This is a genomic window from Marinobacter aromaticivorans, assembly GCF_002806975.1.
Taxonomy (GTDB): Bacteria; Pseudomonadota; Gammaproteobacteria; order Pseudomonadales; family Oleiphilaceae; genus Marinobacter; species Marinobacter aromaticivorans.
This window is the reverse complement of sequence record NZ_NIHD01000003.1, coordinates 381,670-406,481: the sequence shown is the minus strand read 5'-3', so window position 1 is coordinate 406,481 and position 24,812 is coordinate 381,670. Positions and strand designations below refer to the sequence as shown.

General features: G+C 58.3%; 15 protein-coding genes. 7 read left to right on the top strand and 8 right to left on the bottom strand.

Annotated features, from left to right (window positions below; all coding sequences use genetic code 11):
* The first annotated feature begins 5 nt into the window (after nucleotides 1–5).
* Nucleotides 6–8,414 carry a GH36-type glycosyl hydrolase domain-containing protein gene (locus tag CDH48_RS06995; RefSeq protein WP_198515478.1) on the top strand — a complete coding sequence of 2,803 codons (8,409 nt, stop codon included), beginning with the start codon at nucleotides 6–8 and terminating at the stop codon, nucleotides 8,412–8,414.
* A gap of 111 nt (nucleotides 8,415–8,525) precedes the next feature.
* Nucleotides 8,526–9,557 (top strand): zinc-dependent alcohol dehydrogenase family protein, encoded by a 1,032-nt coding sequence (locus CDH48_RS06990; protein ID WP_100687993.1) that lies wholly within the window; start codon nucleotides 8,526–8,528, stop codon nucleotides 9,555–9,557.
* A 57-nt stretch (nucleotides 9,558–9,614) separates the two neighbouring features.
* On the opposite strand, the gene CDH48_RS06985 is transcribed toward CDH48_RS06990, so the two are convergent.
* Both CDH48_RS06985 and CDH48_RS06980 read right to left on the bottom strand, forming a co-directional pair.
* Nucleotides 9,615–10,220: a protein-L-isoaspartate(D-aspartate) O-methyltransferase gene (locus tag CDH48_RS06985; RefSeq protein ID WP_100687992.1), complete on the bottom strand. Its 606-nt coding sequence runs from the start codon at nucleotides 10,218–10,220 to the stop codon at nucleotides 9,615–9,617.
* A gap of 203 nt (nucleotides 10,221–10,423) precedes the next feature.
* A complete protein-coding gene (locus CDH48_RS06980; protein WP_100687991.1) occupies nucleotides 10,424–10,687 on the bottom strand; it encodes a hypothetical protein in 264 nt (87 codons plus the stop codon).
* 258 nt (nucleotides 10,688–10,945) lie between these two features.
* Between CDH48_RS06980 and CDH48_RS06975 the strand changes: the two genes are divergently transcribed.
* Both CDH48_RS06975 and CDH48_RS06970 read left to right on the top strand, forming a co-directional pair.
* Nucleotides 10,946–12,625 carry an aspartate:alanine exchanger family transporter gene (locus CDH48_RS06975; RefSeq protein WP_157807801.1) on the top strand — a complete coding sequence of 560 codons (1,680 nt, stop codon included), beginning with the start codon at nucleotides 10,946–10,948 and terminating at the stop codon, nucleotides 12,623–12,625.
* 820 nt (nucleotides 12,626–13,445) lie between these two features.
* Nucleotides 13,446–13,793: a helix-turn-helix transcriptional regulator gene (locus CDH48_RS06970; RefSeq protein ID WP_100687989.1), complete on the top strand. Its 348-nt coding sequence runs from the start codon at nucleotides 13,446–13,448 to the stop codon at nucleotides 13,791–13,793.
* An 8-nt stretch (nucleotides 13,794–13,801) separates the two neighbouring features.
* Here CDH48_RS06970 and CDH48_RS06965 read toward each other — a convergent pair whose 3' ends face one another.
* From CDH48_RS06965 to guaB, 5 genes are all read right to left on the bottom strand, one after another.
* Nucleotides 13,802–14,326: a helix-turn-helix transcriptional regulator gene (locus CDH48_RS06965; protein ID WP_100687988.1), complete on the bottom strand. Its 525-nt coding sequence runs from the start codon at nucleotides 14,324–14,326 to the stop codon at nucleotides 13,802–13,804.
* Between the two features lie 3 nt (nucleotides 14,327–14,329).
* Nucleotides 14,330–14,599 (bottom strand): hypothetical protein, encoded by a 270-nt coding sequence (locus CDH48_RS06960; RefSeq protein WP_076517519.1) that lies wholly within the window; start codon nucleotides 14,597–14,599, stop codon nucleotides 14,330–14,332.
* A 419-nt stretch (nucleotides 14,600–15,018) separates the two neighbouring features.
* Nucleotides 15,019–15,639, bottom strand: a complete 621-nt coding sequence (locus CDH48_RS06955; protein ID WP_455429678.1) for a tyrosine-type recombinase/integrase — start codon at nucleotides 15,637–15,639, stop codon at nucleotides 15,019–15,021.
* A 355-nt stretch (nucleotides 15,640–15,994) separates the two neighbouring features.
* Nucleotides 15,995–17,572, bottom strand: a complete 1,578-nt coding sequence (gene guaA, locus CDH48_RS06950) for a glutamine-hydrolyzing GMP synthase (RefSeq protein ID WP_100688115.1) — start codon at nucleotides 17,570–17,572, stop codon at nucleotides 15,995–15,997.
* Between the two features lie 62 nt (nucleotides 17,573–17,634).
* Nucleotides 17,635–19,098: an IMP dehydrogenase gene (gene guaB, locus CDH48_RS06945; protein WP_100687987.1), complete on the bottom strand. Its 1,464-nt coding sequence runs from the start codon at nucleotides 19,096–19,098 to the stop codon at nucleotides 17,635–17,637.
* A 221-nt stretch (nucleotides 19,099–19,319) separates the two neighbouring features.
* Here guaB and xseA point away from each other — a divergent pair, with 221 nt between their 5' ends.
* From xseA to CDH48_RS06930, 3 genes are all read left to right on the top strand, one after another.
* The gene (xseA, locus tag CDH48_RS06940) at nucleotides 19,320–20,699 is read left to right on the top strand and encodes an exodeoxyribonuclease VII large subunit (RefSeq protein WP_379923132.1); all 1,380 of its coding nucleotides are present in this window, start codon (nucleotides 19,320–19,322) and stop codon (nucleotides 20,697–20,699) included.
* Nucleotides 20,700–20,788: 89 nt separating this feature from the next.
* On the top strand, nucleotides 20,789–22,663 hold the full coding sequence (locus tag CDH48_RS06935; RefSeq protein ID WP_100687985.1) for a propionyl-CoA synthetase: 1,875 nt from the start codon (nucleotides 20,789–20,791) through the stop codon (nucleotides 22,661–22,663).
* Nucleotides 22,664–22,763: 100 nt separating this feature from the next.
* On the top strand, nucleotides 22,764–22,973 hold the full coding sequence (locus tag CDH48_RS06930) for a cold-shock protein (protein ID WP_100687984.1): 210 nt from the start codon (nucleotides 22,764–22,766) through the stop codon (nucleotides 22,971–22,973).
* Nucleotides 22,974–23,059: 86 nt separating this feature from the next.
* Here the strand turns inward: CDH48_RS06930 and leuA are convergent, their stop codons facing one another.
* Nucleotides 23,060–24,754, bottom strand: a complete 1,695-nt coding sequence (gene leuA, locus CDH48_RS06925; RefSeq protein WP_100687983.1) for a 2-isopropylmalate synthase — start codon at nucleotides 24,752–24,754, stop codon at nucleotides 23,060–23,062.
* Between the last annotated feature and the right edge of the window lie 58 nt (nucleotides 24,755–24,812).

Genomic DNA, 24,812 nt, shown 5'->3' with positions numbered 1-24,812 from the left:
CGTCAATGGACGACACTAGCTTGCCGGCCAGCGCGTATGCCCGGAGTGCGACCACACTCCGGGCGAACCACGACATCACCGCTGGTCCGCCCGAGGCGGCTTCCGCCTGGCAACAGATCTCTGCCCTTCTCCCATGGCTGGATCGCGTTCGTGACTATTGCACTAAGCCACCACCCGATGTGGCCAAGGCCTCGGAATGGCTGCTCGACAATGAGTTTCACCTGCGCCGCGCCGTCCGGCAGGTACGCGAGGATCTCCCAGCCTCGTTCTATCGGCGCTTGCCGCGACTCGCCGCGCCCGATTACCACGGCATCCCGCGCGTCCTCGCACTGGCGCGAGGCATGCTCGACATGGCGCAAATACAGGTTGGTCTCGGAGGTGCGGTCGATTTCGTCAATGCCTATCAACGCGACGGACCCCTGACGATCGCCGAACTCTGGGCGTTCCCGGCGATGCTCCGCCTGGTCTGCCTGGAGGAACTCGTTCAGTCATTTTCCGAACTCTTGCCTCAGGTCGCGTCGCCATTCGAACCTACTCCGCGATCGGCGCTGCACCAGCCGCTCGAACCGACCGAAGGCGTTTCACGCGCGATCTCAGCCCTCGTGGCGATCTCGAACATCCCCTGGGCATCGTTCTTCGAGCAGGTGAGCCGTATCGAGTGTCTCCTGCAGGGTGATCCAGCCGGTGTCTATTCGGCCATGGATTTCGACACGCGCGATCGATATCGCAAGGCCGTCGAGGACATCGCCGAAGGCGCGCCCGCCGCCGAGTGGGAAGTCGCCCAGGCCGCACTGGAACTGGCCCGCGCCCATGCCGGCGCACGACGCTCGGGGCACATCGGCTGTTGGCTGGTCGCGGAAGGTCGGGCGGAGCTCGAGCGGCAGGTCGGATTTCGCGCCGGGTGGCGTACGAGTTGGAGGCGCTGGATCCTGGCGCATCCCGGCAGAAGTTATGCCGGGGCACTGACAGTTTTTACCCTGGCCGCCCTGCTCTTTCCGGCACTGCTGCTCGCCAAATTCGACGCCAGCCCGGCAGCGTGGGTGGCGGGACTTGTGCTGGCACTCACGCCAGCCATGATCATCGGCATCACGGTTACACACTGGCTCGCCAGCCGGCTCGCCCCACCCCGGGTGCTGCCAAAACTTGCCACCGAACACGGCCTGGACGCCGGTTGCGAGACTGCACTGGTGGTGCCGGTGATTCTGAACACTGAAGCCGAGGTCGCGCCGATGATGGAGCGGCTGGAAATGCACTGGTTGTCCAACCCGGATCCACTGGTGCGCGTGGCGCTACTGAGCGATCTCGCAGGTGCCGACTCGGAACATACGCCGGTAGATGAAGCGATCGAAGCCGCCCTCGTAGCCGGTGTACGCCGCCTCAATACGCGCTATGCTGAGCAGGCGCCGTTCATGCTGCTGCACCGCAGGCGCTGCTGGAATACTGCCGAAGGCCGCTGGATGGGCTGGGAGCGCAAGCGCGGCAAGCTCGAGGAACTCGTGGGCCTCATTCTGGGGCACCAGCCCCATGCGTTTGCCTTGCGTGAAGGCGATATCGATGGGCTGTGCCAGACTCGTTTCGTCGTCACGCTCGATGCGGACACCAGGGCACAGCCGAACGACATCAACCGGCTGATTGGAACGCTGGCGCATCCACTGAACCGCGTCGAGTTCGATCCGGCCACGGGACGGCCCATTCGCGGTTATACCTTCATCCAGCCCCGGGTCGAGATTTCACCCGAAGCCGGAGACAAGTCGCCGTTCACCCGCCTCTACACCGGCGATACTACGATCGACATATACAGCCGCGCGGCATCGGATGTCTACCAGGATCTGTTCGGCGAAGGGATATTCACCGGCAAGGGCGCATTCGACGTCGCCGCCTTCCATGAAAGCCTGGACGGGCGTGTACCGGAAAACGCGATCCTCAGCCACGATCTGTTCGAGGGGCTTCACGGCCGCGCTGCGCTTGCCAGCGACATCGTTTTCTACGAGGATTTCCCCGCGAACTATCTTGCTTACTCCCGGCGCGCCCTGCGCTGGATCCGGGGTGACTGGCAACTCACGCCCTGGCTTGGCGGCACCGTACCCTGCCGCAGTGAAAAGCGTATTCCCAACCGGCTTTCGATGCTTGATCGCTGGAAAGTGTTCGACAACCTGCGCCGCAGCCTGATCGCCCCCATGCTCGTCGTTTTAGCCACGGTTGGATGGCTGGTACTGCCAGGGCAGGCCCTGATCTGGACACTGCTGGCAGTGGGTGCACCTGGTGCCCACCTGTTCACAGACCTCATCCCCCGCCTGGCGCGTGGGCGCAAGCGAGGCGCGATGCGAAGCATACTGCATCCGCTGGCCGATCACGCCGGGCGCTGGCTGCTGGCGGTCATTTTCCTGGCCCACGAAGCCGCGGTCGCAAGCGAAGCGATCGCTCGCACGCTGTGGCGAATGCATGTTTCCCACCGCCGAATGCTGGAATGGACGTCAGCGGCGCACTCCGCTACCGAGGTGTCGCAAACCTGGCCTGGTACCTGGCGCGAGATGGCTGCGGCCCCGTCACTCGCGGCCGGGATCGCGGTAACCCTCGCGTGGCTGAACCCCATCGCGCTGGCTGGAGCAGCACCGTTATTGCTGCTGTGGTTCGTCTCACCGCAGATCGCCTGGCTGATCAGTCGCGAGCGCCAGGCGGTATCGGAGATCCTGGGTGAGGAAGACAAACTTTATCTGCGCCTGCTTGCACGACGCACCTGGCTGTACTTCGAGACGTTCGCCGGCCCTGACGACAACTGGCTACCACCCGACAACTATCAGGCCGCTCCACACGAGGACATCGCACACCGTTCCTCGCCAACCAATGTCGGAATGCTTTTCCTGTCCGCACTGACAGCCTGGGATCTGGGGCACATCGGGCGCAGGGATCTTGCCGCGCGCATGTCCGCCGCACTCGACGCTCTCGATCGACTGAAGACTCATGCCGGACATACACTCAACTGGTTCGACACCAAAACACTCGAACCGCTGGAGCCGCGCTATGTTTCGACGGTCGATAGCGGCAACCTGGCGGTATGTCTGCTTACATTGTGCGCAGGCTGCCGGGAAGCTGCAGCTGGCTCAATGCTGTCTCCGGCACGGTGGGACGGGCTGGGTGATATCCTGCTCTTGCTTCGGGAAGCCGTCTGTACTCTGCCCGAGAAAGATCAAGGCGCCATCGCCGATCCCCTTGATGCCATAATCAATCAGTTGCCCGCGATCCGCCGCTCGCCGAAAGACTGGCGTTCGGCCCTGATGCGGCTAGCCACCGAGGACTGGCCCCGGGTTCAAATGCGCATCGCCCGGGTACTCGAAGCCGGCATTGAGGCTAACCCACACGAAATCCACCTGTGGCTCAAGCGTGCCAATCACCACTTGATGACGATGCGGCGGGACCTCGATGCGTTGGCGCCATGGCTCGCCCTGACCGAGGAGTCGCCCGCCGGGCTAAAAGGTTTGTCGGACCTGCTCAAGGCGCTGCCACCAACCGACGCTCCCTTCGCCAAAATAACCGACCGGATCAACCGGGCTCGCCGCGCCCTTTCACAACTGGTTCCGACCGACCCGGAAAGTCGACACTGGATCGCCAAAATGACAGCCGCACTCGACCAGGGCGAGAGGGCTTGCCGCGATCTCACCGAAAGCCTCCACCAATGCGCTGCACGGGCGAAGGCGCGCGCCTTCGGCATGGATTTCCGACCGCTCTATGACGAGGAGACCAGCACCTTCTTCATCGGCCACAATCTCGACTCCGACCAGCTCGACCCGCACCACTACGATCTGCTGGCAAGCGAGGCGCGGTTGACCAGCTATTTCGCGATCGCCAAACGGGATGTGCCCGTCAAGCACTGGTTTCATCTGGGGCGCCCGATCACCAAAGCAGCCGGCGCCCTGACGATGCTATCGTGGAACGGGTCGATGTTCGAGTACCTGATGCCGGCTTTGCTGTTGCCGAGCGAGGCCGGGCGACTTCTGGGCCAGAGCGAGCGTGCCGCAGTCGCCGTGCAGCAGCGCTATGGCGAGACACTCGGCCTGCCCTGGGGTGTATCGGAATCCGGCTTTGCCGTCCGTGACGGCTCGCATCACTATCAGTATCAGGCATTTGGTGTGCCCGGGCTCGGTCTGAAGCGCGGCCTGGCCAAAGACTATGTCGTCGCACCCTATGCCAGCGCCCTGGCATTGAGCGTCGCGCCAGCCACCGCCACTTCCAACCTGCGGCACCTGGACAGGCTCGGTCTGCGTGACCGGTACGGATTCTTTGAGGCCGCCGACTTCACGCCAGAACGGCTGCCGATAGAAGGCGACTTCTCGCCGGTGCGTGCCTATATGGCCCACCACCAAGGCATGATCTGTGCCGCGATCGGCAACGCGCTGAACGACGATATTCTGATCCGGCGTTTCAGCCGCGATCCGCGCATGCGTGCCACCGAACTGCTGTTACAGGAACGCGTTCCATGGGAATTTTCAGCCCAGCAGTTGACCGAGACCGACGCTACAACACCGGACCTGACCCGTATCCCTACACCGATGCTGCATAGCTGGTCGACACCGCACCAGCCCCGGCCCCAGCTCCATGTACTGGGTAACGGCAGCCTGTCCGCCTGGATCAGTGACGCCGGAGACGGTGCGCTCTGGTGGCGCGGCCAGGCCCTGACGCGCTGGACAGGGGACCCCATTCGCCGTAGCGGTGAGGCGCGGATCCATGTCAGCGAGCCCGGCGGCGCAGCCTGGTCGCTTGGTGGACATGATTCGAACAGGATGTCGGACACGTGCTACCACGCCCACAAGATTGAATTTCACGAGCACAGGGACGGTCTGTCGACGAATCTCGAAATCCTGATTGCGCCCGGCGATGACGTGGAAATCCGCCGCATCACGCTCTCCAACGACAGCGGCCGAGAGCACGTGATGGATGTGACGAGTTATGCGGAGGTCGTGCTTGCGGCGCCTGAAAGTCATGAACGCCACCCCGCCTTCAGCAAGCTCTTCATTCACAGCGAGCGTGTTGATGACCAAAACGCGCTTATATTCGAGCGCCGCCCAAGACGACTGGATGATCAGCCACCGGTCCTGCTCCATCGCCTGCTCGCGACTGATGCAGCGGTCACGCCTGCCGGCTTTGAGACCGACCGCAGACGGTTTCTCGGGCGCCACGGCGACCCGGAGCGACCGCCGGGCGCGACCGAAGCGATGGATGGCGCGGCTGGCTGGACTCTCGATCCGGTCATGGCCTTGCGCGCGCACGTCGTCCTGGCGCCCGGTGCTCAGGCACGGTTCGATTTCATAACGGTCGCTGCCGATTCACGAAAAGCAGCACTCGAGGTCGCTGAGCGCTTTGCGACCGGGCCAGCTCTCGACTGGGCGACGGAAGACGCGCGACGATCGACCGCACTTGAGGCGAGACGTCTCGCACTGGATACAGACACGCTGGCTGAGGCGCAGGCCCTGTGCCGCTTCCTGCTCTTCCCGCGTACGCCCCCGATCCTGTTAGTGGCGGCGGACATGGCGCTCCCGGCGCAGCCGCATCTGTGGAGCATGGGGTTGTCCGGTGATCTGCCGATCGTGCTGGTGCGGGTCCTCGACGAGGCCCGTACAACGCTGCTGCCGACCATTATCCGTGCCCATCAATGGTGGCGTCGACGTGGCCTGCGCGCGGATCTGGTGTTCCTGCAGGAGGGTGTCTCGGGCTATCAGGAGCCGATTCGCGAGTTGCTGTTCGCCGCGCTTCGCGACGCCAACGTGCCCGAAGGGCTGGGTGGTCAAGGCGGTGTCCATCTTCTGGCGACTGACCGGATCGGCGCACTCGAACGCCGCGCACTTGAGGCCACGGCCCGCATGTCGCTCGACGCCGCAGCGAAATCACTGGCCACATCGATGGCTCCGCAGCGGCCTGGACGCGCCCCGCTGCCCAGGTTCCAGCCGCTCGGAGCCCCCTCGCCGGAACCGCTGAACCCGGCACCACTGCAACGCCCCGACAACCTCCTTTTCGACAACTCATTGGGAGGCTTCACCCCGGCAACAGGCGACTACATGATTCATCTTGACGGTGGCCGCGTGACACCTTCGCCCTGGTGCAACGTGCTGGCGAACGAGAATTTCGGCACCATCGTCTCGGAAGCGGGACTGGGCTTCACCTGGTGCATCAATAGCGGCGAGCATCGCCTCACTCCATGGTCCAACGACCCGGTGGTCGATCCGCAGACCGAGGCGCTTTATCTGCGCGACGAGGAGACAGCCGATATCTGGAGCCCCACCCCACTGCCTGCCGGCGGCCATGCGTCCTGCCAGATCCACCACCGTGCTGGCGTCACCAGATGGCAACGCAACGCCGAGGAGCTGGAGCAGAGTCTCACCGTATTTGTCCCCCCCGATGCCCCGGTGAAGCTGGCGCTGCTGACCCTGACCAATCCTGGCAAGCGCGGGCGCCGGTTCACGGCCACTTACTATGCTGAGTGGCTGCTTGGTTCCATGCCCAGCGCGGCGCGACCGCATCTGGTCTGCGGTTTTGATGCCGAAAGCCAGGCATTGATCGCACGCAATGGCTGGAATCCTGAATTCGGCGAGCGCACCGCGTTTCTAGCCGCCAGCCGCCAGCCGCACAGCCTCACCTGTGACCGCGCGGCGTTTCTCGGTCGCCAGGGCAATCCGGCCCGACCGGCTGGCCTCGTGGCCTGGAGCCTCGATGGTGCGCTCGATAACGTAGCCGACCCGTGTGCCGCATTCCAGGTTCACATCGATCTGGCTGCTGGCGCGACTGAAGAGGTCGTGTTCGTGCTCGGCGAGGGCAGCGATCCCGCCGAGGCGGCACGACTCGCGTCACATTGGGTGAACGTCGAGACGGCCAAACAGGGCCTTGCCGACAACGATGCTACCTGGAAGCAACGGCTCGGTGCTGTTCAGGTCACCACACCGGACCCGGCTTTCGACTTGATGGTCAATCGCTGGCTGATCAACCAGACCTTTGCTTCGCGCGTGCTGGCGCGGGCCGGATTCCAACAAGCCGGGGGCGCGTTCGGTTTCCGTGACCAGCTTCAGGATATGATGGCGCTGCTGTTCGTCGACCCACAGCGTGTGCGCGGGCACATTCTGGAAAGCGCATCGCATCAGTTCGAGGAAGGTGACGTACTGCACTGGTGGCACCCGCCGCAGGGACGAGGTGTGCGAACTCGCTGCTCAGATGATTTGCTGTGGCTGGTCTACGCCGCGGGTCGTTATGTTGAGGCGACCGGCGATACGTCCATTCTCGCCGAGGAAGTCCCGTTCCTCTCCGCTCCGCCACTGGAAGCCGGCGAGGAAGACCGTTACGCACCGTTCGAGGCAGGCGAAGAGTACGGAACCTTATTTGAGCATTGCCGGCGTGCGCTGGATCGTGGCGTCACTGCAGGGGTTCATGGGTTGCCGCTCATCGGCGCGGGAGACTGGAACGACGGTATGGACCGTGTCGGTAGCGAGGGCCGCGGCGAAAGCATATGGCTTGCCTGGTTCGCCGCGACGTGCGCCGAGACCTTCGCCAACCTCGCCAAAGACTTCGGGCGCAACGATCTTGATACTCTCTGGCGTGCGTGCGCCGATGATCTGCGTCGGGCCGCCAATACCTCAGGCTGGGACGGCGCCTGGTACATGCGCGCCTTCGCGGATGATGGCCTGCCATGGGGCTCGAAAGATTCCGACGAGTGCCAGATCGACAGTATTTCCCAATCCTGGGCGGCCCTCGCAGACGGGCCCTCGCTCGAGCGAAACCTGGCGGCCGTCACCGCAGCAACTGACCACCTGGTTGATCACGATGAACGGTTGGTGCGCCTGCTGACGCCGCCGTTCGACCGGACACCGCGTGATCCGGGCTACATTCGCGCCTACCCACCGGGTGTTCGGGAAAATGGCGGACAATACACCCATGCCGCGGCTTGGCTGGGCCTTGCCCACGCAAGGCTCGGCAATGGCGATATGGCCTACAGGATATTCGACCTGATTAACCCAATACGCCGCACCGAAGACCTCGACGGGGTCAAACTCTACCGTGGCGAGCCCTACGTCCTGGCCGCCGACGTGCGTGGCGCAGGGCCGGACACCGGTCGTGCGGGCTGGACGTGGTACACGGGGGCGGCAGGCTGGAGCTGGCAGTTGGCTATAGAAGGCATTCTCGGCCTGAGCCTGCAGCGAGGCGCTGTTCGGATTGATCCCCGGATCCCCACCAGTTGGGGTGGCGCCAGGGCTCGGATCAACGGGCCCGATGGCGCTCTGATCGTAACGATTGAGGATCCCGAACACATTGGCACCGGGCGCGTGGAGCTTGAGATAGACGGGCAGCCTGTGGACGGTGATTGCATTGCCATCCCGGCAGGCGGAATAACGCTATGTGTCACCGCCCGGTTGCGGCCACTGTCTTCCGATTGATCAATAAACCTTGGTCTTGATGTGGATCAAGGACGCAGAATACAGTCAGTGCAAGGTTGGCGTAGCGGTATCTGGTATTGGCAGCTTTGCACCATCAAAGGAGAAAGTGTCATGAAAGCACTGGTATTTCACGGTCCTGGCAAACGTAGCTGGGAAGATAAGCCGAAGCCGGCAATCGACAAGCCCACGGATGCAGTGGTTCGCATAACCCACACCACCATTTGCGGCACCGACCTGCACATACTCAAGGGTGATGTGCCCGCGGTAACAGACGGGCGCATTCTGGGCCATGAAGGCCTGGGGGTGGTGGAAGAAGTTGGTGACGGCGTCAGCAACATCAAGGTTGGCGACGAGGTGTTGATATCCTGCGTTACTTCCTGTGGGCGTTGCGACTACTGCAAACGCGGGGTTTATGCCCACTGTCGCGACGGTGGCTGGATTCTCGGCCATCTGATTGACGGCACCCAGGCCGAGTACGTGCGCATTCCCCATGCGGATAACAGCCTGTATGTGCTGCCGGACGATATGGATCGCGCTGCGGCCGTCATGCTCAGCGACATCCTGCCCACCGGGCATGAGATCGGTGCCCTCAACGGCGAGGTCAAACTCGGAGACACTGTCGCCATCGTTGGCGCTGGCCCTATTGGATTGGCGGCCCTGATGACTTCACGCTTCTACTCACCTGCCCGGATCATCATGGTCGACCCGGACGAGAATCGCCTGGCCATGGCAAAAATGCTCGGCGCCACAGACACCATTGCCCGGGACCCGATCGAGGCGATCAAAAAACTGACCAATGGCGAGGGTGTTGATGTGGCCATGGAGGCCGTAGGTATCCCCGAAACCTTCGATATCTGCCAGAGCATTGTGCGCGCAGGCGGCCATGTCGCCAACATTGGCGTACACGGTAAGAGCGTGGAATTCAAACTGCAGGATTTGTGGATCAAGAACATCACCCTGCGCACCGGCCTGGTGAATACAGACACCATCCCGGTGCTGATGAAGGTGGTTGAGAGCGGCGGAGTGAAACCCGAAGACCTGGTGACGCACCGCTTCAAGCTGAACGAGATCGAAAAAGCCTATGACATCTTCAGCGAAGCGGCGAAGGAGCAGGCTATCAAGATGTTGTTGACTGCCGAATAAGGGTTGAACAACGTGTTTTCACGGCCACTCAATGTCCCGGGTGGCTTTGAAAACACGTCAGATAAGCGGCACGAAACGAAAGCCAGGGAAGGTGTCCTGCTCAACACTGCCGTCCTCGCGTTTATAGACAACAATCATGTTGTTCTGGACGGGGATCACCATGATGCCGCCGGGGTTTAGCTGCGCAAGCAGTTCGGAAGGGAGTTCTTCTGCGGCGGCGGACACCAGGATCTTGTCAAAAACCTGCCCGGGAATACCGAGAGCCTCGCCGGCTATCTGCAGTTTGATGTTATCAAAGTTGTATTTTCCCAGGTTATTCCGCGCAAAATCCAGCAGCTCGGGAATGCGTTCAACCCCTGTTACTGATCCCGACCTTGCCGCATGGGCCAGAAGTGCCGTACTCCAGCCCGAACCGCAGCCGATATCGAGAATACGATCGCTTTCATCAAGCTCCAGCAACTCCAGCATAAACGCAACCGTGTAGGGCTGGGAGATTGTCTGCCCTGCTCCGATGGCAAGAGGGTGATCTTCATAAGCTTCATTCTGCAGGTTCGGGGCAACAAAATCCCGGCGGTCAACAAAGTTGAAGCTCTCGATAAGCAGCGGAGATTTCAGTACCCCACGCTGCTGCAGATAACGACAGAGTTCCTTATGACTGTTCATGTTTTTTCCTGTTTTGACGGGCAGTAGCCACCTAGCAGACATCAGGAGACCATGAAAAACACCAAGTTCATTAGTGCAGTTTATCGCCACCACAAATTACCACCAGAGCGCTGATTTCTCCAGGACAGTTCCGCAGACAAGAAATCCAGCTGTGCTCCTAGGCATAACCTGGGCAATAGCTGAACTTCCGGTTGTTCTCACACTCAGATGAAGGGCGCGGGGAATTGAGCGGCGTAATCAGGTGTCATGCCTAGATACAGCCCGGCGATATCAGGTCCGGCGGGGCTGCCACTAGAATCTTCTGCAGGCTGCGCAGCAGAAGCTTGGGGGACTATCGACTTTACTTGCGTTACATTGGAACCGGTATCGCCTGCATGCTCCACAGTTGCCGTTGAGTCATCGCTGCCACCACAACTGCTCACCACCAAGCTTAGTGCAAGGATCGTAACCAGAAGTAATTTGCTCATCAAAGTAATCCTCAAAGATAAACAAACCGTTTTCAGTGGACCGGGGATGAGAGCATATGAACAAGCATGCAATAATCGCCAGGGTTTTAAATGCTCATCGAACAGGGCGCAGACCACGTTTTGGCGCCCCGGGAAAACCGTGGCCTGCCCCCCCCTATTGCATTTTGTTAAAATGAACTACACTAACGCTGGCTGAAGGCGGATCCTTTGTATCGGTTGGCGTTGCCACAGATACTGCTACATTTGAATTGGAACCACATGGAGATTGATCTCTACCAGATCTTGAAAGACAACCACTTGATTCTGCTCTTTCTTGTCATTGGCGGAGGCTATCTGATCGGCAACATCAAAGTATTCAGCGTGCCCGTTGGTTCGACCATCGGTGTCTTGCTGATTGGGCTGAGTTTTGGCCACTATGGCTTGACGATTCCCTCCGAAGTCGGATCATTCGGCTTTTCACTTTTTATCTTCTCGGTTGGACTACAGGCAGGTCCGAGTTTTTTTACGGCTTTCATGGAGGATGGCAAGAACTACATAATCCTTGCTGTCGTGGTAGTGACCACTGGTCTGGTCACCGTCATCGCACTGTCGCATTTGTTTGGCTTCACGCAAGGATTCGATGCGGGGCTAATGGCGGGCGCGCTGACCAGTACCCCGACGCTCGCTGCAGCCCAGGACGCTGTAAATAGTGGCCTGGCCGGTGGTGATGAGGCAACCCGGCAACAGATTATCGAGAATATCGGTGTCGGGTACGCACTCACCTATTTCGTCGGAACCATCCTGGTAATTCTTCTCATCCGTTATGTTCCGCGGGTCTTAAAAATGAATCTCGAGGCCATGGCCCGTACCTATGCCAAGGACAAGGGCCTGCTGCCGGATCGACGTCGTGGGCCCAGCGAAGCTGAAAATTTGCCTGTCGTCAGAGCCTACAAGATCACTCCCGATTCCTATGGCAAAACCATCTCGCAACGTGCTGCAGAGCTGACCGAGATCAAAGGGGTGATACTGAAGGTGTGTCGCGGCGGTAAATTATTAGAACCCGACCCCAAGCTCGAATTGCAGGAGGGTGATGTCTTGTCAGTAATCGCCAGCCTCCAGACACATCAGTGGGTACGGAAAAACCTTGGCGGTGAGGAAGTCCTCGATGCAAGCTTGCTTAACTACCACGTCATCTCTCAAGAGATCGTTGTACTTAGTGGGCATGTGCTGGGCAAACAGATTAAAGAACTCAACCTTGCTTCCACTTACGGATGTTTCGCTACCGGTCTTAATCGCACGGGTATCCAATTGCCGATTACCGATGAAGTGACCCTGAATAAGGGCGACCGCATCCAGATCATCGGGGAAGAATCCCGCTTGCGCGAGTTGGCTTCTTTGCTTGGGCACATCGAGCAGGAAATTGAAGAAACTGACTTGGCGACTTTCTCATTGGGCATCGTCATTGGATCATTCGTCGGTCTGATTACATTCTCGATCGGTGGTATCAGTGTGGGCGTGGGCACCGCAGGTGGTCTGCTCATTGTCGGACTTGTGTTGGGTTATCTGAGTTCGATGAATCCGACGTTCGGACGAGTACCGGGTGCCGCACGTTTTCTTCTCATGGAACTGGGACTCTTGTTGTTGATGGCCTCGATCGGTCTTAATGCTGGTGGTGGCATCGTGGAGGGACTGCTCGAGGTTGGCCCGTTGATCATCGCAAGTGCGGTTCTCGTCACTACGCTTCCGCTGAGTATTGGTTATTTGGTTGGCCGTAAGATATTGAAGATGAATCCGGCATTGCTGCTCGGGTCGCTTGTTGGTGCGATGACCAGTACGCCAGCACTTGCGGTCGTTGCCGACGCTGCGAAAAGCAGCGTACCGGCGATTGGATACGTAGGCACTTACACTTTTGCCAATGTCTTTCTGATCTTTGCCGGGACCTTCTTGATGACTCTGTGACGCATTGAGCTTTGACTTCTATACGTACTTATCCCCCCATACGGTAAGGAACAGTTCCGAATATAACCTGGGAAAGGTCCCAGGTTAAAATGTGGTCGGTGGTGCCCTCCCGGTACGGCATCTTGAGTTGGTAGCGGATGCTGCCGTGACGAGAGCCCCTACTCCCACTCAATCATCAACGAGGCTCCTAACCCATTGAAGGTTAGGGGTTTTCAAAAGGTTGACCTGGGGATTTACCGTCGCTTTTATCGTCAGAATCGCCAGCTCAGTATATCCGCGAGTCGTGCAGCGATTTTTCCAGCAGCAGCATATTACACACCATCATCAACCGACTGCATTCTACCAGATCTAAGCTGCATTTCCCGATCAGAAGCAGCCCGAACCATTAACTCCTGATTCTTGCTGAAGTTCATATACCTTAAGACTGCACGGATTCTCCGCAACCCAGAAAAGCCACGGAACCAGACCAAACCTGACCCAATCATATCAAATCATTGCACCAACAACATTGTTCGTGTCATCACGACAGTTTGCCCAGATTTTGACTTCACACAGGTAAATCATGTCTGAACGTTGGCTATCGGTCGAAGAAATCGCCGAGTATCTTGAAAAACACCGCCCCCTCCCCGGCATGCATTGTATATATGCTCTGAAGGCGTTACCAAGGGCTCCCGTTGTATCCCCTACGACGAGCTTTTTTCAGGCAATTCTAAGCCCACGTTTTCTACGGCTCGCCCCAGCGGGTTGGCTCAATTGTTCTCGATAGCCACCATATCTCCAAGGCCAAACTTCGTCTTGATGCACAATATTGGAGTTATGCATGAAATCCCAATCACCCCAATCCCTGCCCAAGCCAGGAACACCTGAATACGAAGATCTGCCGCAGTACGTGGAAACGCCTCCGCTCCCCTTTCGTCGTACTATTCGCCGGCAAGAACTTCACCAAATCGTCCCCCTGGCAGAAACAACCATCTATGACATGGAACGTCGCGGGGATTTCCCGGGCCGCTTCAATCTGACGCCCCGCTGCGTGGTGTGGGACTTGGCTGAAGTGGGAGCCTGGATCGAGGAGCGCAAGCGACAAACCCGATCAGGAAAAGCTGCCCCCACTCCAGGGCCGGATGTGAGGCAACGCATTGCCCGCCCTGTGCGCTCTCGCAATAACTGAGTTCATGACTATGCCGTCAACAACTCCATGTTGTCCCGCCTGCTCATCGGGTGCCGGATTGCCTCCTTGGTGATATTCACTTCCAACGCCACTTGCGCGATTTCCAGTATGCCAGTATCAATCTGGTAGCCTCCCCGCGCCTGCAACCAATCAAGTATCTCAGCCAGATGCCAGATAGAAGCATTGCCCTCATGAACCGGCATCGGGAACGCCGAACGGTGGGCCAGCATGAGCTTGCGCATTGCCTGGCGGGAAACCCCCACAATATCGGCCACATCTGTCAGCCCGACAAGGTCCGGGGAAGCCTCAATCAGGCGCGCGGAGGGAACAGCACTTTTGACATCGGCTAGGGCAGTGCGAACTGCTTCCTCGGCGCTGTCTGCCTCTCGGGAGAATTCCAACGCCAGGCGACCTGGCTGACCCACACCGACGAGAGCGTCATCACAACCAGCGGAGCCCAATCGTTCGACGAGAACGTCCAAGTCGCTGTCGTGGTCCGCCAATTGGTATTTCAGCGTAAAAATATATTCCATAGCTCAATCCTCCGACTCCGTATCACCCCGGCGCTGGTGAGTGGAGCACTTGTCCACCACCCTGCGCAGCGCTCGTGCGTGACTGCCGGGATTTCTCGGCGTGCTCCACACACTGGCGATACAGAACTCACCACAGCGGCATTCATCGTCATTGTAGGGGCAGTAGATCTTGCCCCAGGCATGACTACCACCCACCTCGACTCGCCAGCCCTCCTCTTCCGCATGCTTGAGCGCGGCTTCAATTTCCTTCTTCGGATGTGATGAACGAGTCATTCCTTGTCTCCAGTATGGGGATGGCACCCAGGGTTGTCAAGTGACAACCCTGGGTTACAGAAAGCGTCCTGCTCCGGGGAGTTTACCAAACAGCCGAAGGACTCACTCAAAGTAAGTCTTTCGGCTTCCCCATAAACCGCTTGGTCATGACCAATACGCCACCCAGACGACCGCCAACCAACAATCACCATGACCACGGCACTCATACCGATGCCTTTAATACAGGCACCGACATTGTCGACGGCATCAAGGTTGGAATGTAGCTACCCCCTTCCGCCCAAGCATCAATCATATTGGCCCACTCTTGCATCATGTGCCGACGCTGCTCGGCATACTCCGCTTTGTTGTACACCGCCCGAGAGGAGCGGCCATCCTCGTGGGCCAGGGCCTTTTCAATCTAGTCGCGATTGAAACCGACGTCATTGAGTAGTGTGGAACCGGTACGGCGCAGGTCGTGGACGGTAAACGGTTCCAGCGGCAATCCCTTTTCCCGGGCCCGCTCTGATATCTTCAAGGTCACTCGGTTCAGTGCCCATGGACATGCACTGGTCACCATCATAGCGAGCCGGAAACAGGTACTTGGATCCACCGGCGCAGGTCTTGAGCGCCACCAGGATGTCGAGCGCCTGTCGGGACAAATAAACATTGTGAGGGAAGCGCCGCTTCATCCGTTCCTTCGGAATACTCCATACCCCGGTCTCGAAATCCACTTCATCCCAGGTCGCCTTTAGCAACTCGGCCTTTCTCACCAGGGTCAGCAGGATCATGCGCAGCCCCAGGCGAATGGTCGGCGATGTGGGTATGGTGTCCATTTCGTGGACCATCAGCCGGATCTCCGAGGGTGACAGCGCGCGGTCCTTGGGTGCAAAAGTGGCAATGGATGACGGCATCACTTCATCGGCCGGATTGGCCACTTTCTCGCCGTGCATGATGGCGTGTGCGTAGACCTGCTTGACGATATCGCGGACGTGGATCGCGGTTGCCGGTGCCCCGCGCTTTTTCACCTTCATACACAGGGCGCGGAGGTCGTCGGGTGTGATTTCAGCCAGCAGACGGTTCTTGAAGGCGGGCAGGATGTCGCGGTCGATGATGTGCTGTATCGGTCAACATATCAGGTTTCTCCTGTGTTTGCGGTTTGTTACCGTCAAGGGTCAGGAGCCCTGATGATGTCCCTAAGTTGATATCAAAAGAAGTCAGGGCGTAGTTTTACCGTCATGCCGAAAAAAGGCATGACGGTAAATGGGAGAGTCTTAATCCGGGGAATTCGCGATACCGTCGCTTTTACCGACAAATGTTTCTGCTTGCCACCGATAGGCAATGAGACATAAATTTAGACAAATCATTAACTTACATCATTTTTTCGATTGCTACCGATAGTCCCTGAAAGACGTATTTTCACTCCCACTCAATCGTTGCAGGCGGCTTGGAGGACACATCATACGTGACACGGGATATGCCCGTAATCTCATTGATAATGCGGTTTGAGACGGTTTCCAGCAACTCATATGGCAGGTGCGCCCAGCGTGCTGTCATGAAGTCAACGGTTTCAACGGCGCGCAGGGCGACAACCCACTCATAGCGGCGTGCATCACCGACAACACCCACGGACCGCACCGGCAGAAAAACCGCAAAAGCCTGATTGGTTTTGTGATAAAGATCGGCGCGGTGCAGTTCTTCCAGGAAAATGGCATCGGCACGGCGCAGGATGTCGGCGTACTCTTTTTTCACTTCACCCAGAATGCGCACGCCCAGGCCGGGCCCCGGGAACGGATGGCGGTACACCATATCGTACGGCAGGCCCAGCTCCAGCCCGATGCGGCGCACTTCATCCTTGAACAGTTCCCGCAGCGGTTCCACGAGCTTCAGCTTCATGGTTTCCGGCAGGCCGCCCACATTATGGTGGGATTTGATGACATGGGCCTTACCGGTTTTGGAGGCTGCCGATTCGATGACATCCGGGTATATGGTGCCTTGTGCCAGCCAGTTCACATCCTTGATACGAGCGGCTTCTTCATCAAATACATCAATGAAGGTATTGCCTATAACCTTGCGCTTCTGTTCCGGATCGCTGATACCCTTGAGGTTGGCCAGGAAACGTTCTTCAGCATCGGCGCGAATAACCTTTACACCCATGCTCCTGGCAAACATGTCCATTACCTGGTCGCCCTCGTTCAGGCGCAACAGACCATTATCCACGAAGACACAGGTCAGCTGGTCGCCAATGGCCCGGTGCAGCAGCGCAGCCGTTACCGAGGAATCCACACCGCCAGACAAACCCAGCAGCACTTTGTCGGTGCCTACCTGTTCGCGGATTTTTTCTACGGCGTCGTCGACTATCTTCGCGGGCGTCCACAGGGCTTCACAACCACAAATGGACAATACGAAGTGCTCCAGAATGCGCTTGCCCTGCAGGGTGTGGGTCACTTCCGGATGGAACTGCAGGCCATAAAGATTACGGGCCACATCCTGCATGGCGGCGATGGGCGCACTTTCCGTGGAGGCCAGCAGTTCAAAACCTTCAGGCATGACCACAACCTTGTCGCCGTGGCTCATCCACACATCCAGCAAGGACTCACCCGTCACCGTCAGGTGATCGGTAATATCCTGTAGCAAAGGCCCCTTGGCCCGGACCTTGACCTGGGCATAGCCAAACTCACGTTTTTCAGAACTGGCCACACGCCCGCCCAGCTGTTCTGCCATGGTCTGCATACCGTAGCAAATACCCAGCACGGGTATACCGAGGTCAAAAAGGCCTTCAGGCGCCCGCGGGCCCCCGAGGTCCGTTACCGATTCAGGCCCACCTGCCAGTAAAATGCCTTTGGGGTTAAACGCCTGTACTTCTTCGGCTGTGATGTCGAAGGCGCGAACTTCGCAGTACACGCCAATTTCGCGGACACGGCGGGCAATCAGCTGTGTGTACTGGGAACCGAAATCCAGAATCAGGATGCGGTGGTCGTGAATGTTGTGAGCCATAGAATCCTCGAAAAATATAAGCTGTGCGGCCCGGACCAGAGCCGCACCCAAGCTGCCTGCTCTTAGCTGACGCGATAGTTCGGCGCTTCTTTGGTAATGGTTACGTCGTGCACATGGCTCTCACTCATACCGGCACCGGTAATGCGCACGAACCGGGGCTTGGTGCGCATTTCGGCCATGCTTGCGCTCCCGGTGTAACCCATAGAGGCGCGCAGGCCGCCTACAAGCTGGTGCACAATATTGCGCATTGGACCTTTACAGGCGACGCGGCCCTCAATACCTTCCGGTACCAGCTTGTCCATGCCCTTGCTGGCATCCTGGAAATACCGGTCACTGGAGCCCTGGCCCATGGCCCCGAGGGAACCCATGCCCCGATAGGCTTTGTAGCTGCGGCCCTGGTACAGCTCAATTTCACCGGGGGCCTCGTCGGTACCCGCCAGCAGACTGCCGATCATCACACAATGGGCCCCGGCCACAATGGCTTTGGCAATATCGCCGGAAAACCGTACGCCGCCATCGGCAATCAGGGGGATATCACGGTCTTTCAGCGCCTCGGCAACACTGGATACCGCTGAAATCTGCGGCACGCCAACGCCCGCAATTATGCGGGTTGTGCAAATGGAGCCAGGGCCGATTCCCACTTTCACCGCGTCCACTCCGGCATCCGCCAGCGCTATGGCGGCCTCACCGGTGGCGATATTGCCACCGATCACCTGTAGATCGGGGTAATGCTTCTTGATCCACTGAACACGCTCGATCACTCCACGGGAGTGGCCGTGTGCTGTATCCACAACAATCACATCCACACCGGCATCGGCCAGCGCAATAATGCGGGCTTCGGTATCACCCCCTGTGCCCACAGCTGCACCAACGCGCAGGCGACCCTGGCTGTCTTTACACGCCAGCGGGTAGTCCTTGGATTTCTGGATATCCTTGGCGGTAATCAGGCCGCGAAGCTGAAAGTCGTCGTTCACCACCAGCACTTTTTCGATACGGTGGCGGTGCAACTGTTCCTTCACGTGTTCCAGATCGGCCCCTTCCTTCACCGTGACCAGTTTGTCCTTGGGCGTCATGATTTCACGCACCAGCGTATCCATGCTGCTCTCGAAGCGGATATCCCGGCCAGTCACGATGCCTATCAACTCGCTGCCATCAACCACCGGCAAACCGGAAATATTGTTGGCCAGGGTAATTTCAACCAGTTCGCGCACCGTGTTCTCGGGCTTTACGGTAATCGGGTCTTTAACCACCCCGCTCTCGAATTTTTTAACCCTGCGCACCTCAGCGGCCTGCTGATCCACGCTCATATTCTTGTGCATGATGCCAATGCCGCCCTCCTGCGCCATGGCAATGGCAAGCTCTGCATCGGTAACCGTATCCATGGCCGCAGATACAAGCGGTATGTTCAGGTTTATGGTCCGGGTAAGTCTGGTACGCAGATCTACCTGATGGGGAAGAACCTCGGAATAACCGGGGACCAGCAGAACGTCATCAAATGTGAGGGCTTCTTCGGCAATTCGCAGCATTGGGACAGGCCTTTTGAACGTGCTAAATTTAAACCTTCCGTGCAGCACCTGTAGACAAGAATGGTGCAGCCGCAAAGTAAAATGCTTAATCGAGCTATTATAAAGAGGTGTCGCAGGCCCGTAAACTGCGCAGTTTACCGGCACAAACTGCATGCGTTTGAAATTCCAGCACTTTACACTCATTTTTTTCGGCTATTGCGTATAAGCCGGTCAGGAGTTTTTTGGTGAACGACGTGTTTCAGGATACCCGGCCCAGAGCGCTGAGCGTCAGCGAACTGAACCACCAGGCCAGGCATCTGCTGGAATCCAGCTTTATGCAGGTCTGGGTTGAAGGCGAGTTGTCGGGCTTTTCACGACCTTCTTCGGGCCACTGGTACTTCTCCCTGAAAGACCACAAGTGCCAGGTTCGTTGCGCCATGTTCCGGGGCATGAACCAGCGTATCCGAGCTATCCCGAAGGAAGGCGATCAGGTGCGTATCCGCGGCAAGGTGACCCTGTACGAGAACCGCGGCGACTTCCAGATCATTGTTGAACACATTGAACCAGCCGGGCTCGGTGCCCTGCAACAGGCCTTTGAGGAGCTGAAACGCAAGCTTCAGACGGAAGGTCTGTTTGAATTGGGCCGCAAAAAGCCGGTGCCCGCACTCCCCGTTCACATTGGCGTTGTCACCTCTCCGACCGGTGCCGCCATACACGATATTCTCACCGTGCTGGCGCGGCGCTGCCCTGCCATACCGGTGACCCTTTACCCGACAACGGTTCAGGGCAAGCCGGCAACATCGGAAATTGTGAAAGCGATTGCTCTGGCCCAGGCACACGGTGTCGCTGATGTGCTGATCATTGGCCGCGGCGGCGGCTCCCTGGAAGATCTCTGGTGTTTTAACGAGGAGGCAGTGGCCAGGGCCATTGCAGCCTGTTCCATCCCGACAGTAAGTGCGGTTGGCCACGAGACAGACATTACCATCGCCGATTTTGTAGCCGATTTTCGGGCGCCCACACCCTCTGCTGCAGCAGAAAAAGTCTCGCCGGACCAGAGGGAGATGCTACGACAAATCAATGACTGCGAAGTCCGGTTGGCAAATGCGGCCAGAAGGGCCCTTCAGCAGCTGGCAACAAAACTGGAGCACCTTTCCACACGATTGCGCGACCCCCGCAGGGAGCTGCTGGAAAAGGCCCAGCGTCTGGACGAACTGGAGCTGCGGCTGGGCAAGTCCATTCAGCAGCGCCTGGAGCGTTCACAGGTGCGCACTGCACACCTGGCGCAACGGCTAAGCACGCAATCTCCCCGCAACCAGCTTGCCAACAGCCGTCAAACACTGGAGAGATCTGCGTCGCAGCTTGATGCAGCCATGCAACGAATTCTGGTGCGGCTGCAGGACAAACTGGCACACAGTGCCGGAACCCTTAACGTCGTCAGTCCCCTGGCTACGCTTGGGCGCGGGTACGCCATTGTTCGCGATGAGCACGGCAACATTATCCGCAATGCGGTGGATGTCGTTGCCGGCGACCGGATTTCCGCACATGTGGCACATGGGACAGTTGCAGCGGAAGTGACTTCCGTAGATCCGAAGGACAATTGGGCCCGAAACCCTGCCAACTAATCCTATTGTCTACTGGTTCACCGCCTCAAAGTGCCTAAAGTTGAAAATACTGATATCAGAAGAACAACAGGCACGATGAGGCAAAACCTATGAGCTACCACTCAGAGTTCCGCAGATCGATTGATAAACCAGAAGACTTCTGGCGCGAAAAGGCCGCCAGCATTGACTGGATGCAAAAGCCCCAGACCATATGGCAAGCCACAGAGAACGGACATGGCCGCTGGTTTCCTGACGGGACGCTCAACACGTGCGATGTGGCACTGGATGCCAACGTTCGCGCCGGCCGGGGCGACCAGAAAGCCCTCGTATACGACTCACCGGTAACCGGCGCCAAGCGCAGCTATACCTACAGCGAACTCACCGACGAAGTCGCCCGTTTTGCAGGTGCACTCAAAGCGCAGGGCATCGGCAAGGGTGACGTAGTCATCATCTATATGCCGATGATCCCGGAAGCTGTGATTGCCATGCTGGGCTGCGCCCGCATAGGTGCTATTCATTCGGTGGTCTTTGGCGGCTTTGCTGCCCATGAGCTTGCAGTAAGAATCGATGATGCTCATCCCAAAGCCGTCATTACCGCATCCTGCGGTATCGAAGTTGCCAAAGTCATCGAGTACAAGCCCCTGGTGGACCAGGCTATCGACCAGGCGTCCCACAAGCCCGATTTCTGTGTTGTCTATCAGCGCCCCCAGGTTCAGGCGCAAATGCAGAGTGGCCGCGACCACGACTGGGGCGACCTGGTGGCCGGGGCTGAGCCGGTTGGCCCGGTTCCCGTGCAGGCAACCGACCCGCTTTATGTGCTTTACACCTCTGGCACCACCGGCAAGCCCAAGGGCGTGGTACGCGACAACGGCGGCCATGCCGTGGCCCTCAAGTACAGCATGAAGCTGGTTTATGACGCCAACCCCGGCGACGTATTCTGGGCTGCTTCCGATGTCGGCTGGGTTGTAGGCCACAGCTACATTGTTTACGCCCCCCTGTTTGCCGGATGCACCACCATACTGTACGAAGGCAAGCCGGTAAAAACTCCCGATGCGGGCGCCTTCTGGCGTGTGGTCGAGGAGCACAAGGTTAACCTGCTGTTCACCGCACCCACGGCTTTCCGCGCGGTGCGCAAGGAGGATCCGGAAGCCGATCAGCTTTCCCGCTATGATATCAGTTCTTTGCGGAGCATTTTCCTTGCGGGTGAGCGCCTCGACCCACCCACCTACGAGTGGCTCAAGGAACACACTCAGCTCCCGATTCTGGACCACTGGTGGCAAACGGAAACCGGCTGGGCCATTTGCTGCAACCCGGTTGGGCTCGAAACCATGCCGACCAAACCCGGTTCCGCCACCGTTCCGTCGCCCGGCTATAACGTGCAGGTTGTGGATGCCCATGGCAGCCAGGTTCCGGCGGGCGAGCAGGGCCAGATTGCGGTCAAGCTGCCGTTACCCCCCGGATGCCTTGTGACAGTATGGGGCGATGACCAGCGTTTTCAGGACAGTTACCTCAACCCTGTACCCGGCTTTTACAGCTCGGGGGATGGTGGCTTTATTGATGAAGATGGCTATGTCTTTGTTATGGGGCGCACGGATGATGTGATTAACGTGGCAGGCCACCGCCTTTCTACCGGTGAAATGGAAGAAGTGGTGGCGTCTCATCCTGCTGTTGCCGAGTGTTGTGTGGTAGGCGCCCATGACGACATGAAAGGCCAGATTCCTCTCGGCCTGGTTCTGATAAAAGACGGTGCCACCATTGATCACGACGAACTGGAAGAAGAACTTGTGGAGATGGTGCGGGACAGGATTGGTGCAATCGCCTGCTTCCGCAGGGCCCTGGTGGTAGACCGGCTGCCCAAGACCCGCTCCGGCAAGATTCTACGACGGGTGATACGCCAGATCGCGGATGGCGAGGAATATGCCGTTCCCAGCACCATTGATGACCCGGCGATTCTTGAAGAAATCAGCGAGCAGTTCCGCCGTTGAGATTTGAGTGGCAGATACAAAAAGTCGGTCTATACTGGCTTTGCTGTGGCAAGACTTCAGCGATCCAAAACGGGGTATGTCAGAAATACAGGAAAGATCAATGTCCGATACAAAAACAGGCAGCGTAAAGTGGTTCAATGAGTCCAAAGGCTTTGGCTTCATAGCTCAGGACGGTGGCAGTGACGTTTTCGTACACTACAGTGCGATCAACGCCAGCGGTTTTCGCACCCTGACCGAGGGTCAGAAGGTGCAGTTTACCGTAACACAGGGGCCGAAAGGTCCACAGGCAGAAAACGTAACCCCGATCTGAGGTTTGGTTTTTGCCCGTCGCCCCTGCCCTGCAGGGGCATGACGAAACATAAAGCCGGCAAGATTGCCGGCTTTATGTTTTTTGTGTCACGCAGTTACCGTTGACTCCTGGCGGTGCTCCATGGCCGGCAACTCCTGTGCAGCCTGGGCAACAGCAGACAGCAGCGCCTGCAGGGTTGCAGACGTTGTATCCTCGGCCAGGGCCGCAGCACTGCAATGCTGGCCACCGGCAGTCAGACGTATACAGGCCAGGGCATTGGCCCGGGTACCCTCACCCAGGGCGTACTCATCATAAGCTTCCACAGCTATGGCAAACCCGAAGCGTTCTTCCAGCGCCGCCGAGACAGCTTCCACGGCGCCAAGACCTCGACCTTCAAGGCGCACAGGCGCAGGGTCCTGACCATAGGTCACTTCAGCGAATACGCCCCGTTCATCACGGTGCAGGTCGTATGCCCGCAAGGCCCAGTCGTCATGAACTTTCAGATAGCGCTGCTCAAACAGGGTATGAATAGCCATGGAATCAACTTCGCCACCGTTGGTTTCCGCAGCTTTCTGCACAACCTTGCTGAACTCGATCTGCAACCAGCGCGGCAGGCTGATGTTGTAATCCCGTTCCAGCACGTAGGCCACACCACCTTTGCCGGACTGGCTGTTGATACGAACTACCTCTTCGTACCGGCGGCCCACATCAGACGGGTCGATCGGCAGATAGGCCACGTTCCAGGTATCGCCCTGTTTTCTCCGGGCCAGGCATTTGCGGATAGCGTCCTGATGGCTGCCTGAGAACGCAGTAAACACCAGTTCGCCCGCATAGGGATGGCGGGGATGGGTCGATATTTCGGTGCAGGCTTCCACAACCTCGGTAATTTCAGCCATGCCGGACAAATCCAGCTTCGGATCGATGCCCTGGGAATAGAGATTCATGGCCATGGTGACCAGATCCATATTGCCTGTGCGCTCACCGTTACCCATAAGCGTACCTTCCACACGGTCCGCACCCGCCATGACCGCCAATTCCGCTGCAGCAACACCACAACCCCGGTCATTGTGGGTATGCACGCTGATGCTGATGTGCTCCCGGCGACGGATGTTGTCGCCCACCCACTCAATCTGGTCGGCAAACACGTTCGGTGTCGCCATTTCAACGGTGGCAGGCAGGTTGATGATAACCGGCTGCCCTTCGTCCGGACGCCATACATCGGTTACCGCATCGATAACCTCTACGGCAAAATCCAGTTCTGTTCCGGTGAAGCTTTCCGGCGAATACTGGAACGTCCATTCCGTATCCGGGTATTGTTCAGCCAAATCCCTGACCAGCTGTGCGCCGTTAACGGCGATATCGCGGATTCCGGCCCGGTCCAGGCCAAACACCTGCTCACGCTGAACCGTTGAGGTGGAGTTATACACGTGAACGATAGCACGGCGAGCGCCTCTTAAAGCTTCGTAGGTGCGTTCGATCAACTCGGGCCGGGCCTGGGTCAGCACCTGGATTTTCACATCGTCGGGAATCCGGTTTTCTTCGATCAGTTTGCGACAGAAATCGAAATCCGGCTGGCTGGCTGCCGGGAAGCCGATTTCAATCTCCTTGAACCCCAGCTTCACCAGCAAATCGAACATGCGCTGTTTCTGGGCAACATTCATGGGCTTTACCAGAGCCTGGTTACCATCGCGGAGATCCACTGCACACCAGGTGGGCGCTTTATCGATGACCTTGTCAGGCCAACGGCGGTCAGTTTTCTTTACCGGCTGGAAGGCCGAATATTTGCGATGATCGAAAGCCATAATCGTTGTTCTCCGTCGCGTTTCAGATGTATTCGTCGATTGAAAACAGTCTAACCTG